This window comes from Nannocystis pusilla (genome assembly GCF_026626665.1).
Classification (GTDB): domain Bacteria; phylum Myxococcota_A; class Polyangia; order Nannocystales; family Nannocystaceae; genus Nannocystis; species Nannocystis pusilla.
On sequence record NZ_JAPNKE010000002.1, the window covers coordinates 9,315,584 to 9,328,915 of the forward strand.

The window sequence follows — 13,332 nt, forward strand, 5'->3', positions numbered from 1 at the left end:
AGCCGCCGGAGCTCGAGATCCCCGGGCAGGGCAAGTGCGTCGTCGGTGGCGCCGCCTCGCACCCGCTGGTGGTCGAGTGGGCGGCCGCCGAGCGGGCCTCCCTCGAGGCTCGGCTCAAGCGCGGCCTCGTGGCGGTGCGCGTCGATGGTTGCGAGATCTCGGTCTTGAGACAGTGCGACGTCCAGGGCGAGTACTCGTACCTCGGCCTCACCCGCAAGAACGATCGCGTGAAGATCCGCAGCGCCGACGAGCTCTACGCCCAGCTCCTCTCGGCGCCGCCCGGCTCGAGGGCAAGCTGGCCCGCGCCGGCGAGCTCGACGTCGAGATCGCCCTGGTCGGCATGCTCGAGGCGCCGCAGGCCCGGCCCGGGCGCGACCTGCTGGCGGGCGACTGCGACGCGGCCACGCACATCATCTCCGGCGTGCAGGTCGGGGCGTTCCACTTCTTCGCCGGCGGGGCCGGGGAGATCAAGGTCGGCGCCGGTTTCAATCAGATCGGCGCCGGCGGTGGTTCGACTGCCGAGCGCGAGACGCTGTCGGCCGACGGTCAGCCTGCGAGCTGCGACGCCTCGACCACGGCCGACCTGCGGCCGCCGGAGGGGTGCGGCGCCTTGATCCGCATCGAGCTGAGCGCGCTGCCGGGGCTGGCGGTCGCGCAGCCGACGGCGTGTCCTGCCGGGAGCCGGTGGGACGGTCAGACCTGCGCGATGGAACCTTGCCCTGTGGGCATGTCCCGAAAGCCAGACGGGACCTGCGTCGCGTCCGGGTACCCCGGGCCGACGACGCCCGCGTCGCCGGGCAGCGGGCCGGCGCCGGCGACGACGACGCCGGTGAGCGAGCCGAGGCCGGCCAACGACGAGGCTGCGCTGTGCCAGCAGCTGTGCGAGCGCCAGCTCGGGTGCGAGTCGGAGGCCAACAACATGGCCCCGCCGGAGGGCAAGGCGCGCGAGCGTTACGTGCGGTCGTGCGGGCGCATGTGCGAGTTCGCGGTGACCGACTGGAACCGGCCGCAGATGCGCAAGTGCCTGACCATCGAGAGCTGCGGCGAGTTCACCCGCTGCGTCCAGCCGCCCGACTCGCCGTGACGCCGCGGGGCCCGGCCCTCAGGACATGTCCGATAGAGCATGTCCCAACAGCAAGTCGCCGCGGCGGTCTTTCAATCGCGCAGGATGCCGAGCTGGTAGCGGCGGACCACCGGGGCCTTCTGCGGGTTCTTGAGCCACGACCCGCGGGACGGGTCCGTCAGGCCGTGGAAGTCGATCTCGCCCATCATGTGGACCACGCCCTCGTGGTCGAGGCGCTCCATCGCCGCCAGCTCGTCGGGGGTGACGCCGATGACCTGGAGGAACAGCAGCGAGCCGTAGGGCCCGGTGATCTTGCCGAGCAGCGGGTCGGGGACGCAGACGAGGCCGGTGAGCTCGGTGGTCACGCCGGGGGCGATAGGTCCGCCGAGGTCGGCGCGGTGGCCGGTGTCGAAGCCCTTGCGGCTGCCGAGGACGTAGCGGCCGAGGCTCTGCAGGGTCCGCAGGGGCCACGCGGGCGGCTGGTCCTCGCCCTCGGCCCGCGGCACCCGCATCGTCAGTTCGAAGCCGAAGCCGGACACGTTCGGGTCGTGCGACGTCTTTTCGAACAGCTCGGTGAGGCCGTAGGTGACGTAGTGCCAGTGGGCCGGGCGCTGGCCCTCCCACACGGTGATCGCCGGCAGCGGGCTCGCGGTCTCGAGCTCGTAGGCGGTCTTGCTGGTGTACTGGTGCGGGACCTGGCGCGCGTAGAGCCGCTGACACGCGGCGTCGATCGCGGCCCAGCCCGGGGCCTTCATGGTTTCGGACATGCGGCGGAGGTCGTGGGCGAGGCCTACAGGCGGCGCTCGAACTCGGTGATGAACTCGCACAGGGCGGCGACGCCGGCCTCGGGGAAGGCGTTGTAGATCGAGGCGCGGAAACCGCCGACGGAGCGGTGGCCCTTGAGGCCGTCGAAGCCGAGCGCCTGCGCCTCGGCCAGGAACTTCTTGGCGATCGACTCGCGCTGGGCCTCGGGCGCGCGCCCGCAGGTCCACGCGACGTTCATGTGCGAGCGGCTGCCGGGCTGGGCGTGCGCCTGGAACACCTTGCTGTCGTCGAGCACGTCGTACAGCTTCTGCGCCTTGCGCTCGTTGCGAGCGCCGATCGCCTCAAGGCCGCCCTCGTCGCGCATCCACTCGAGCACGAGCTTGAGCACCAGCACGCCGAAGGTGTTGGGCGTGTTGTAGAGGCTCGGCTCCTTGGCGTGGGTCGCGTAGCGCAGGTACACCGGGACGTGCGCGGCGGGCTTCTTGGCCAGCAGGTCCTTGCGCACGTAGACGAGCGTGACGCCCGAGGGGCCGAGGTTCTTCTGCGCGCCGGCGTAGCCGAGCGCGGCGCGCCCCAGCGCCATCGGCCGCGAACCGGCGTGGCTCGAGAAGTCGATCACCAGCGGCACGCCGCCCTGAGCCTCGGGGATCTCGGCGTACTCGGTGCCGTAGATCGTGTTGTTGGTGGTGATGTGGAGGTAGCTGGCGCCGGCGTAGCTGTCGGCCGCCGGGAACTCGGGGATCCGATCGTAGTTGGTGGCCTTGGAGCTGGCGATGACGCGCGTCGCTCCGAGGCCCTCGCTCTCGGCGATCGCCCGGCCCGACCACACACCGGTGTCGACGTAGGCGGCGAACTTGTCGGCCTCGCGCAGGTTCATCGGCACCATCACGAACTGCAGGCTGGCGCCGCCCTGCAGGAACAGCACCTGGTGCGTCTCGGGGACCCCCAGGACCTCGTGGACCAGCTTCTCGGCGCCGAACGTGATCGCCTCGTAGGGGGCGCTGCGGTGCGAGATCTCGAGGATCGACATGCCGACGCCGGCGGCGTCCCTGGCGTGCCCGTCCTGACGCAGCTCGTGCACGGCCTCGGCCGCGCGCTCGAGCACCACCGGCGGGAGAATGGCCGGACCGGCCGAGAAGTTCCACAGCTTGGGCTTGCCGCTGTCCATGGCGCAGGAGCATATCAGCGCCGCTCGCGGCCAAGGTCGTGGGTTTGCGCACTCCCGCGCGGCCGCGCAGGGCCTCAGCGGCGCGTGTGACCGCGGAAACGTCGCTCGAGGAACTCGCTCGCGTGGACCACGAGCGCGTATGTCTCCGGGGACAGGTGACCCTCGCGCGCCGCGACCCGCGCCCGCGCGAGCGCCGGACCCTCGCCGGGCAGCGCGTCGGCGACGGCTGCCAGCCGCGCCCTCGCCTCGGCGACGGTGGCGAGGGCGCCCTCGAGCCCGACCTCGTCGGCCGCGAGCGCGGCGTACAGCATGCATTCGTAAGTGCGACAGGGGGCGGGGCGGTCGTCGTAGATCGTGCAGCTCCGGGCCTGCAGGGCGGCGCACGGCTGGGCGAGGGCGGGCCCCGCGTCGCGGTCGAGGACGACGAGGCCGCGCCGCCGCACCGCGTCGACTTCGCCGGGCTGCAGCGGGACAGTAGCGAACAGGTCGCCGTCGCAACACAGGGCGCAGCGCTGACACAGAGTGGCGAGGGACATGCGGAGAGCGGGAGCGAGTGAGTCGCCGAGGACGTGAACGAGAGCGCGGATCGCAGCGCGACGCCGCACGCGGCGCGAGGCCTGGCACGTAGACGCGTGGCGTCAGCGCGAGGAGTAGCAGTGCTTCTCGTTGGGGCCGCAGCGGATCCGCACGTGCATGTGCGTCGTGTGACCCTCGACGTGGCGGATGAGGACGCGCTTGTTGCTGCGCTTCTTGATCTTCACCGGCCACTCGAGCCACGCGTCGAGCTGCTCGCGCGACACGCCCGACTCGCGGGCGGCCTTGTAGAGCCGCTTCTGCAGGTTGTACTCGAGGAAGATGTACTCGACCTCGCCGGTGTCGAGGAAGGCGCGCATCAGCTGCCAGGTCGCCTTCCAGTCGACGTCGGCCGAGGTCGTGTGCCGCTTGCCCTCGGCCGAGCGCAGGACCGGCAGGCGGATGTCGACGTCGCGGCCGCTCTGGTGCGACTTGTGCGGCCGGAACCGGCCGCCGCGGGCCCGGCTCATCCCGCCGATCACGACCTGGCCCTTGAAGCTGCTCTCGTGGCGGAAGCGGGTGATCGCCGCCATCGTCTGCATCACCGTGTGGGTCGAGGCGTACGACTCGTCGGGCTTGCGCTTGACGTAGAGGTCGGGGCGGTCGGGCAGCTTGACGCCGCGGACCAGCTTGCCGCGGTTGGGCTTGCCGATGCTGAGGCCGCCGGCGCGCACGCGGATCTGCGACAGCTTGGTGCCGAGGCCGGCCGAGGGCGAGACGTCGAGGTCCTTCCAGGCGACGACCTTGAGCTTCTGCTTCGGCTTGGGTTCGAGCTTGTCGCCGAGGCGCGGGTTCTGCTGCCGCAGCGTGGCCACCTCGACCCCGAACTCGGCGGCGATCTTGTCCCACGTGTCGCCGCGCTTGATGAGGTGCTCGAGCTTCTCGCGCGGCGGCGGGCTGTGGGTGGTGATCACCCGCAGGTCCTTCTTCTTCTTCGGGATCGGCTCGCCGGCGCGGATGCCGTTCCACCTGGCGAGGTCGCCGACCTCGACCTTGTAGAGCGCGGCGACGTCGTCGAGGGTCTCGCCGGGGATCAGCGCGTGCTTGAGCGAGCGCGGCTTGACCGGCGGAGGCGGGGGCGGAGGCGGACCCTCGGCGTAGACGATCTCGGGCTCGGGGCCGGCCGGCTGCGACAGCAGCTCGCGCTCGATCGCCTCGAGCTCCGACTCCGGATCTCCGGCGTCCCCGGTGTCCTCCTCGAGGTCGCCCTCGCCGTCGGTGTCGGTCTCGCCCTCGGCCCAGTCGCCGTCGGGGACGGCCTCGGGCCCGACCACGTCGCGCTGCAACGGCCGGATCGGCTTCGGCGCGGCGGACTTGCTGCTCGCCTTCTTGCCCTTGCCGCCGGACTTCTTCTTCGCGCTCGACTTGCCGCCGGACGACTTCTTCTTGCTGCTGCTCGACTTGCCGCTGCTCGCGGCCGCTGCGGCCTCGGACACCAGCGGCGAGGCCAGGCCGGCGCACAGGACCACGAGCAGCGCCCAGAACGACCCCCACCGCGCGAAGGCGGCGTGCCGGAAGGGGTGTGCGGACGAGGACCGGGTCATGCGGGCTAGAGCACCGGACAAGCTAGCAGAGGCTGTCCGTTGCGGGCACGTCAGTCGCGCGCACCTCGCCCTCGTCGGCGCCGGCCGCGGAGCCTGCGGCTATTGCCGCGCCGTGCGGCCGAACGGCGGCGAACACGTGGCGCGGCAGGCAAAATTGCAACTACAATCGGGTTGCAAATCGGTCAGGTGCGCGGCGCGCGAGGCGTCGCGCAGGGAGATCTTCCCCTGTCACTTCTGGGGCTTCTTGCCCTCAGCGGCGTCTTCGACGCCGAGCACGCGCAGCACCTCGGGATAGACCTTGTCGGCGAAGAACTCGCTACCGGCCATCGTGAAGTGGATGCCGTCCTCTTCGCGGAGGGCCTGGGCCTTGCGCTTGCCGACCGTCGCGGTGTCGATGAGGTCGCCGTCCGAGTCGGTGATGAAGGGGCTGGTGTCGAGGTAGACCCCGGCTTCGCCGAAGTCGGCGAGCGCCTGGCTCTGCACGTCGCGGATCGTGGTCAGCTTCTGTTCGAGCTGGTTGTGCCGGTGCGCGGCAGGCCGAGCCACAGGACCTTGCGGCCGTCGGCGGAGATCTCGCTGAGGAATTCAGCGACCCGCGCCTTGTAGGCGTCGTTCCACCCGTCGGACTTCCAGGCCACCCGCTTGCCCTTGCCGGACTTGGTGGTGAGGTCCTGGCCGTCGTTGCCGCCCATGATGACGACGACGAGGTCGGGCTTGCGCTGCTCGACCGCTTTCTTGGCCTCGGACTCCCAGTCATAGAAGTCGGGCCGAGCCAGGCCGGTCGCGCTCTTGGCCTTGCGGAAGCACTCGATGTCGGGGTGCTCGTCGAGCTTCTTCTCCAGCATCGCGCCGAAGCCGGTCGCAGCCAGGCTGTCGCCCAGCACGAGCACCTTGCGCGGGCCGCTGGGGGCGGCGGCAACCTCTACGGGCGCGGGCTCCGGAGTCGCCGGCGCGATCGCGGGCTCCCGGGGCGCCGCCGCGGCCGCGGGAGCAGGCTCAGCGGCCGGCGGCTCATCCGAGGGGATCGCCGCGGGCGGGGGCGTCAGCGCCGGGGTCGCAGGCGTCGCCTTGTCGCAGGCGAGGGCGAACACCAGGGTCAGAGGGACGAACAGCCGCAGGAGGGGCATGGGGCCACGCCTATAGCCCGAAGGCCGGCCGCTTGGCAAAGAAGGTGGCAGTTCGCCGGGGCGAACCCGAGCAGGAGCCGGGAATGGCGCCGCCACAAGGCCGGTATTTGCGCCGCTGGCAACCCCCGCGAAGCTGTGAAACACTCGACAAGCCTGAGCATCCACGACCTCGAGGCGTCAGGCACAGGAGCGATGGTCATGCACAATCCAGAGACCGACACCAACCTGGCCACTTCGATCTCCCGCTGGCGGACAGCGCGGAAGATCATCCTCGGCTCGATCATCCTCGCAGGTTCGATGGCCACCTCGGCCGCCCTGCTGCAGCGCTACGCCGGCACCAACTGCAAGGCCCAGCGCACCGTCGCCGTCGCTGAACGCGGTTACACCTACTCGGGCATCGGCGCGGTGATCCAGCAGCGCGGCGAGTTCGTGGTCGTCCGCGATGTCCTCCCCGGCGCGCCCGCCGACGGCGTCCTCCGCGAGGGCATGCACCTCGTGTCGGTCGACGGCATGTACCCGGTGAGCGTCGAAGACTGGGCCGCCGCCCTCCGCGGTCCGTCCGGCACGAGCGTCACCATCGAGGTCGCGACCCGCTGCAGCGGGCACAAGTTCGTCACCCTCGAGCGTCAGCTGATCCGCGTCCAGAAGTGAGCCCGAGCCGCACGGCTCAGCTCCCGGCGGTCCTCCTGTCCGCTCCCGACGGCCCCCGGCGCCTCGCGCCGTGGGGCTGTTCGCGTTATTTTCCGGGCCGGCGCGCGGGCTCGGTCCGGGACCGGGTCGCGGGGCGGGGCGGTCGGTGGGCGTCGTCCGGCTGGACTCGAGGCTCGGCGACCTTCCGCCCCGAGCGCTCCCTCGCGGCTTCGGGCCTTCGCCGGACCTTCTGCGGCTCGCGGCGCGAAGAGGCTGCGTCACAGCGTTCCGCACCCGCATTCGCCTCCGGGCTTGCCCGGGCGGGCCGGACCCAAAACACTCGCGGACATGATCGCCGCCGAGCACGAGGCCCGCGTCCACACCATCGCCGCCGAGGTCCGCGAGCGGGCCGCTCGCGGGGAGCGGGTCCACATCGACAAGGGCGGGGTCCACCACGTGGTGCCGCTCCCGGGCGACCGTCGCTTCCGCAGCCCGGCGATCGACGTGTCGCCGCTGCGCAGGGTGCTGCACATCGACCGCGAGGCGCGGCGCTGCGTGGCCGAGCCGGGGCTGACCTTCGCCGACCTGGTCGATGCGACATTGCCCCTGGGACTGGTGCCCGCGGTGGTGCCGGAGCTCGAGGGCATCACGATCGGCGGGGCGGTGGCCGGGTGCGCGGTCGAGTCGAGCTCGTTCCGGGTCGGCGGCTTCCACGACACCTGCCGCGAGCTCGAGCTGGTGAGCGGCGCGGGGGAGGTCCTCACTTGCTCGCGCGAGCGCGAGTCGCTGGCGTTCGACATGGTCCACGGCTCGTACGGGACGCTGGCGATCGTGACGCGCCTCGAGTTCGACCTGGCGCCGGCCGAGCCGTTCGTCGAGCTGACCTACGAGCGCCACCGCGACCCGGGCAGCTACTTCGCGGCGATGCGGACCTACTGCGAGGCCGGCGACTACACGTTCATCGACGGCATCGTCCACGGGCCGGACGAGCTGGTGCTGTGCCTCGGTCGGTTCGTGGCCCGGGCACCGTACGTCAGCGACTACCGCCGACAGGACATCTTCTACAAGAGCACGCGCGCGCGCGGTCGACTACCTGCGGACGCGCGACTATTTCTTCCGCTACGACACCGAGTGTCACTGGCTGACGCGCACCGTCCCGGGGCTCGAGAACCGGCTCGTGCGCAGGTTGGTCGGCAAGCACGTGCTCGGTTCGACCAACCTCATTCGCTGGTCGAACCGGCTCGCGCCGCTGCTCGGGGCGATCAAGCGGCGGCCCGACGTCGTCGTCGACCTGTTCGTGCCGCACCGGCGGATCCTCGACTTCTACGGGTGGTACGCCCGCGAGCCGCGGTTCTATCCGCTTTGGGTGATCCCTTATCGTCTGCCGAGGTGGTATCCGTGGCTCAGCCCGGCGATGGTCGACAAGATCGGCGACTCGCTGCTCGTCGACTGCGCCGTGTACGGCATGCCGAACGGCGATCCCGAGCTCGATTGGTCGCAGCTGTTCGAGGCGCAGACGTACGCGTGCGACGGGGTGAAGACGCTGATCTCGCGCAATCACTACACCCGCGAGCGCTTCTTCTCGATCTACGACGAAGACAACTACGCGGCGGCCAAGCGGCGCCTCGATCCGCACGGCGTGTTTCCGGGCCTCTACGAGAAGCTGCACCGCGTCGGTTGAGGGACGACATCGCGCCTGGACTTCGCAGGGCGCCCGCTGCACCCTTCGCCGCATGAGCCTTACGCTTCACACGAACCTTCGCGCGCTCCTCCTCGCCGTGTGTACGCTGCCGCTGGCGGCGTGCCCCGAGAAGGAGAACGAGACGGACAGCAGCACCGGCACCGCGACCGAGCCGAGCACCGCGACGGAGCCGAGCACCGCGACCGAGCCGGGCACCGAGGGGACCACGAACACGCCGACGTCGACCGGCACGCCGACCGAGGGCAGCGCGACCGGGACCGAGACGGCGGGCACCGACACGATGGGCGGCGAGACGACCGTGGGGACGACGGTCGACGAGACCACGACGATGCCCGTCGACACCGACACCGACACGGGCGAGCCGGTCCCGCCCGAGCTCGACGCGGCCTGCATGGCGGCCTGCGACAAGTTCTTCGAGTGCTTCCCGATGCCGCCGTTCCCCGACGTCGCCGCGTGCAAGGCCGACTGCGCGGAGGCGACCGGCAGCGGCGAGGGCTGCCTCGAGGTCACGGTGGCGTTCAACTCTTGCGTCGGCGACATGACCTGCGACGAGCTGATGAAGGCGTTCGAGGACGAGGAGTTCGGGCCCTGCCAGGACGAGTTCGACGCCGTCGGCATGACCTGCGCCGGCTCCGACTGCGCCGGCTTCGGCTCGAGCAACGGCGCCGACAGCTGCTCGATCGGCCAGGAGTGCCCCGAAGGGATCGTCGAGTTCAAGTGCGAGGGCGACACCTGCACCTGCCTGGTCGACAACATGCCCCAGGGCGAGTGCCCCGCGCCGGCCGGCTTCTGCGACCAGGACACCGAGCAGCAGTCCCAGGCGGCCGCGGAGTGCTGCGGCTTCGACCTGTAGAGGTTGGCAGCGGGGCGCGGGTCGGGTAGGTTGCAGCGCCGATGCAACCGGACGACCCGCGTCTCGCGTATGTCCTCTTGTATACCGACGGCGCCTGCGCCGGGAACCCCGGCCCGGGCGGCTGGGCGTACGTGCTGATCCACCCGGCCAGCGCCAAGCAGCGCGAGGAGTCGGGCGGCGAGCCGCACACGACGAACAACCGGATGGAGCTGATGGCGGTGATCCGCGGGCTCACGGCGCTGCGCCGGCCGATGACCGTCGACCTCTACTCCGACTCGCAATATGTCTTGAAGGGCATGTCCGAGTGGCTGCCCGGGTGGAAGCGCGCCGGCTGGCGCACCGCCGACCGCCAGCCGGTCAAGAACCAGGACCTGTGGCAGTCGCTCGACGGCTTCCTCGCGACCCACAAGATCCGCTTTCACTGGGTCCGCGGTCACAGCGGGCATCCTGAGAACGAGCGCTGCGACCGGCTCGCGGTCGCCGCTCGCGACGCGGCTCGCAGCGGGTACGCGCCGAAGGACAAGATCTCGGTCGGCGACGCGCCGGGCCTCGCGGTCAAGCGCTGAGGCCACGCCGGACATGACCTGAAGGACAGGCTGTCGCCGGACGGAAGAGCCTGTCCAGGAGGACAGGTCGCCGGCGAACGCCGGGCACGCCGATCTGCCCCGAAGGACGTGCGCGTCGCCGCGGCCTCGGGGTCACGCGGCCTCGGGGCTGGTAGGCGAGCGGCGTGACCAGCCTGTCCCGGAGGAGACGGCGAGGGGCTCGCCTCGGCCTCGGTGTCACGCCGCCTCGGGGCTGGTAGGCGAGCGGCGTGACCAGCCTGTCCCGGAGGAGACGGCGAGGGGCTCGCCTCGGCCTCGGTGTCACGCCGCCTCGGGGCTGGTAGGCGAGCGGCGTGACCAGCCTGTCCCGAAGGACAGGCCGAGGCGCACGGCCGCATGCTTCGGCCGCCTCAGCGCTGGTAGACGATCACGTTGTGGACCAGCGTGTGGGTGCGGCCCGGGTTCTCGTAGCTGTGCGGGACGTCGGCGGCGAAGCTGGCGGTGTCGCCGGCGGAGAGGTCGTGGACCTCCTCGGCGACGCGCAGGCGCAGTGGCCGACCAGGACCGTGACGCTCTCGCCGGTGCCGGGGGCGTGGGGCTCGGAGCTGTGGACCGCGCGCGGGGCGAGGCGCAGCTCGTAGACCTCGACGCCGCCGAGGGTGCCGGCGGGGGTGAGCGGGCGGCTCTCGAGCTGGCCGTCGGCCGAGCGGAGGACCCGCTGGTCGGGGCGGCGGAGCACGCTGACGCGCTCGGTCTTGTCGGCGCCGAGCAGGGCCGAGAACGGGACCTCGAGGCCGGCGGCGATCTTCCACAGGATGGCGATCGTCGGGTTGGTCTTGGCTGTCTCGACCTGCGACAGGCTGGCCCGCGAGACACCTGACCTTCGGGCCATGTCGTCGAGCGAGTAGCCGCGGGCCTTGCGGAGCGTGCGGATGTTGTCGGCCAGGCGACGCGTCAGCTCGGCCGCGCCGATGTCGCCCTCGCCGAGCAGCGCGATCTCCGACGCCGCCTCGGCGGACGAGCGGCCGCCGGACTCGGGCTCGGCCCCCGCCGGGCGCGGGGCGCTCGCAGCGGGAACAGCCTCCGAAGCCGGGCGCCGTGGCGTTCGTGAGGCCATTTCGCGGGTTCGTTATATGTCAGAGGCCGCCGCGTCCGCAAGCGCGGCGTATGCACGCCCGCGGTCGTTGACGGCCTGGCCGACCTCGCGTAAGCCCAGGCCGCTTGCGCCCCGCGTCGTCATCCCCGGCCGAGCTCGTGCTGGTCCGCCACGGTGAGACCGAGGGCCAGTCGTCGATCCGCCTGCACGGGGCGACGGACGTGGCGCTGTCGTCGCTGGGGCTGCAGCAGATCGAGCGGGTGGCGGCCGCGCTGGCGGCCGAGCCCGGCTTTGCGGCGGTGCTGGCGTCGCCGCTGCAGCGCTCGCGGGCCGCGGCGGCGCTGGTGGCCGCCGGGCAGCGCCCGCCGCCGCCGGTCACGGTGGTGCCCGAGTTCGCGGAGGTCGACTTCGGCGCGTGGGAGGGCCTCACGTTCGCCGAGGTCGCCGAGCGCGACCCGAGCGGCCACGGCCGCTACCTCGCCGAGGGCCTCGGCTTCACCTATCCCGGCGGCGAGTCGCGCCAGGCGTTCTGGGACCGCGTGCAGGCGGGTGCGCGCCGGGTCCTGGCCGCGCCCGCGAGCCCGCGCGTGGTCGCGGTGCTGCACAAGGGCGTGATCAAGGCCGTGATCGCCGCGCTCACCGGCATGCCCCACGCCGAGGCCATCGCGCTGCCGGTCTCGCTGGCGGGCGTGTACCGCCTGCGCCACCGCGCGGATGGCCGATGGGACATCCATGTCCAGAATGCCACGGACCACCTCGGAGAGCTCGATCTCGGAGGATGAGGCCCGAAGACCTCGGGCCGCCTCGGGCCGCGGTTGGCAGGACCTGGGCCGCTTGCTACCGTGAGCCCGAGCGAGGACGGGCATGCTTGAGTTCGTGGTCGCTGCGAGCGTCGTCGTGCGACCGACCGATCGCGTCGGCCGACGGCGCGCGCGAGGTCCGGCGATGAAGCTGCGACTGGTGGCCCACGCGTCGCTGCTGATCGAGGCCGGCGGCGCGACGATCTGGACCGACCCGTGGCTCGGCGGCAAGGTCTTCAATACCTTGGTCGCTGGTGGCGCCGCCGGCGTGGGACGCGGCGTGGCTCGAGCAGGTCGATTACCTATGGGTCTCGCACGAGCACCCCGACCACTTCCACCTGCCGACGCTGCGCGACCTGCCGGCCGCGTTCAAGCGCCGCGTGACGGTGCTGTTCCAGCAGATGCCCTCCGACAAGATGCCGCAGGCGTTCGCCCGCCTCGGCTTCGCGAACGTCCGTCTGCTGCCGCACCGCGCGCTGGTCGACCTGCGGCCGGGGCTGCAGGTCTACTGCTACCAGGTCGGGCAGATGGACTCTGTCCTCGCGGTCATGGCCGATGGGACATGTCTCGTGAACGTCAACGACGCCGAGGCCGACGCCGGTGACTGCCGGCTGATCCGCGGCGACCTCGGGCCGGCGCAGGTGGTGCTGAACCAGTTCTCGCTGGCCGGCTACGGCGGCGAGGCCGACCGCGACGAGCGGCTGCCGCGGAAGGCCCGCGCGGTCGTCGACAGCATGATCGCCAACCATCGCGACCTCGGCGCCGAGACGACGATCCCGATCGCCAGCTTCGTCCGCTTCTCGTGCGAGGACAACGCGTACATGAACGCGTACGCCAACACGCCGAGTCACGTCGCGGCGGCGTTCGAACACCTCGGGCTGCGCCTCGACGTGCTCGCGCCCGGCGAGGTCTACGAGGTCGGGCGCGCGTGGGACTCTCGGCCGGCGCTGCAGTTCTGGGACGAGGCCTTCGCGCGTGGGGGCGCGGCCCCGCTCGACCCGCCGGCGCCGGTCGAGCTGTCCGCCCTCGTCGCCGCCGCCGAGGCGCTGGCCGCCCGCCTCGCCGCGCACTACCCGGCGTGGCTGCTGCGCGGGTGGCTGGGGCCCGTGATCGTCCGCGTGCGCGACCTCGAGGTCACGCTGCGCCTCGACCTCGCGCGCGGCCGCTGCGAGCCGGTCACCGGCGGCAAGGTCGACGTCGAGGTGTGCGGGCAGCCGCTGCTGTTCGCGCTGACGCAGCCGTTCGGGCTGCAGACGCTGGGGGTGTCGGCGCGGCTGGTGGTGCGGCGCGGGGCCAAGAACTGGCGCCGCCACCGGATCCTCCTGTCCATGTACAACGCCGAGGTCTACCTGCGGCCGCGGCAGCTGCTGACGCGGCGCAACCTCGGGCACCTGCAGGCCCGCATGCGCGGCGGTCTGCGACAGCTGCGGTACCAGCTGCAGCGGATGCGATGAGCGCGGCCGCGT

At 71.8% G+C, this 13,332-nt stretch carries 12 protein-coding genes and 2 pseudogenes; 8 read left to right on the top strand and 6 right to left on the bottom strand.

The features are described 5' to 3' along the window. Positions 1-172: 172 nt before the first annotated feature. Complete coding sequence (locus OV079_RS41155; RefSeq protein WP_267775176.1) at positions 173-1,084, top strand: hypothetical protein; 912 nt, start codon at positions 173-175, stop codon at positions 1,082-1,084. A gap of 71 nt (positions 1,085-1,155) precedes the next feature. Here the strand turns inward: OV079_RS41155 and OV079_RS41160 are convergent, their stop codons facing one another. The 5 genes and pseudogenes from OV079_RS41160 to OV079_RS41185 all read right to left on the bottom strand — a co-directional run bounded on the left by OV079_RS41160 (position 1,156) and on the right by OV079_RS41185 (position 6,240). Next, the gene (locus OV079_RS41160) at positions 1,156-1,830 is read right to left on the bottom strand and encodes a suppressor of fused domain protein (protein WP_267775177.1); all 675 of its coding nucleotides are present in this window, start codon (positions 1,828-1,830) and stop codon (positions 1,156-1,158) included. Between the two features lie 23 nt (positions 1,831-1,853). Further along, a complete protein-coding gene (gene serC / locus OV079_RS41165; protein ID WP_267775178.1) occupies positions 1,854-2,996 on the bottom strand; it encodes a 3-phosphoserine/phosphohydroxythreonine transaminase in 1,143 nt (380 codons plus the stop codon). 74 nt (positions 2,997-3,070) lie between these two features. Next, entirely contained in the window at positions 3,071-3,532 is a 462-nt protein-coding gene (locus tag OV079_RS41170; protein ID WP_267775179.1) for a YkgJ family cysteine cluster protein, read from the bottom strand. 102 nt (positions 3,533-3,634) lie between these two features. After that, on the bottom strand, positions 3,635-5,113 hold the full coding sequence (locus OV079_RS41175) for a penicillin-insensitive murein endopeptidase (RefSeq protein ID WP_267775180.1): 1,479 nt from the start codon (positions 5,111-5,113) through the stop codon (positions 3,635-3,637). A gap of 228 nt (positions 5,114-5,341) precedes the next feature. Next, positions 5,342-6,240, bottom strand: a pseudogene (locus OV079_RS41185) (SGNH/GDSL hydrolase family protein). A 198-nt stretch (positions 6,241-6,438) separates the two neighbouring features. Between OV079_RS41185 and OV079_RS41190 the strand changes: the two are divergent. The 5 genes and pseudogenes from OV079_RS41190 (at position 6,439) to rnhA (ending at position 9,991) form a co-directional block, all read left to right on the top strand. After that, the gene (locus OV079_RS41190) at positions 6,439-6,891 is read left to right on the top strand and encodes a S41 family peptidase (RefSeq protein WP_267775183.1); all 453 of its coding nucleotides are present in this window, start codon (positions 6,439-6,441) and stop codon (positions 6,889-6,891) included. A gap of 327 nt (positions 6,892-7,218) precedes the next feature. Beyond that, positions 7,219-7,581, top strand: a pseudogene (locus tag OV079_RS59455) (FAD-binding protein); the annotation flags it as partial. Between the two features lie 466 nt (positions 7,582-8,047). Continuing rightward, positions 8,048-8,551: a hypothetical protein gene (locus OV079_RS41200; protein WP_267775185.1), complete on the top strand. Its 504-nt coding sequence runs from the start codon at positions 8,048-8,050 to the stop codon at positions 8,549-8,551. A 52-nt stretch (positions 8,552-8,603) separates the two neighbouring features. Further along, positions 8,604-9,425, top strand: a complete 822-nt coding sequence (locus OV079_RS41205) for a hypothetical protein (RefSeq protein WP_267775187.1) — start codon at positions 8,604-8,606, stop codon at positions 9,423-9,425. Positions 9,426-9,466: 41 nt separating this feature from the next. After that, the gene (rnhA, locus tag OV079_RS41210; RefSeq protein ID WP_267775188.1) at positions 9,467-9,991 is read left to right on the top strand and encodes a ribonuclease HI; all 525 of its coding nucleotides are present in this window, start codon (positions 9,467-9,469) and stop codon (positions 9,989-9,991) included. Positions 9,992-10,397: 406 nt separating this feature from the next. Here rnhA and OV079_RS41215 read toward each other — a convergent pair whose 3' ends face one another. Further along, the gene (locus tag OV079_RS41215; protein ID WP_267775189.1) at positions 10,398-11,087 is read right to left on the bottom strand and encodes a helix-turn-helix domain-containing protein; all 690 of its coding nucleotides are present in this window, start codon (positions 11,085-11,087) and stop codon (positions 10,398-10,400) included. Positions 11,088-11,191: 104 nt separating this feature from the next. On the opposite strand from OV079_RS41215, the gene OV079_RS41220 reads away from it, so the two are divergent. Next, on the top strand, positions 11,192-11,848 hold the full coding sequence (locus OV079_RS41220) for a histidine phosphatase family protein (protein ID WP_267775190.1): 657 nt from the start codon (positions 11,192-11,194) through the stop codon (positions 11,846-11,848). A 272-nt stretch (positions 11,849-12,120) separates the two neighbouring features. Next, positions 12,121-13,320, top strand: coding sequence for an MBL fold metallo-hydrolase (locus OV079_RS41225; protein WP_267775191.1), 1,200 nt, complete (start codon positions 12,121-12,123; stop codon positions 13,318-13,320). Positions 13,321-13,332: the final 12 nt, after the last annotated feature.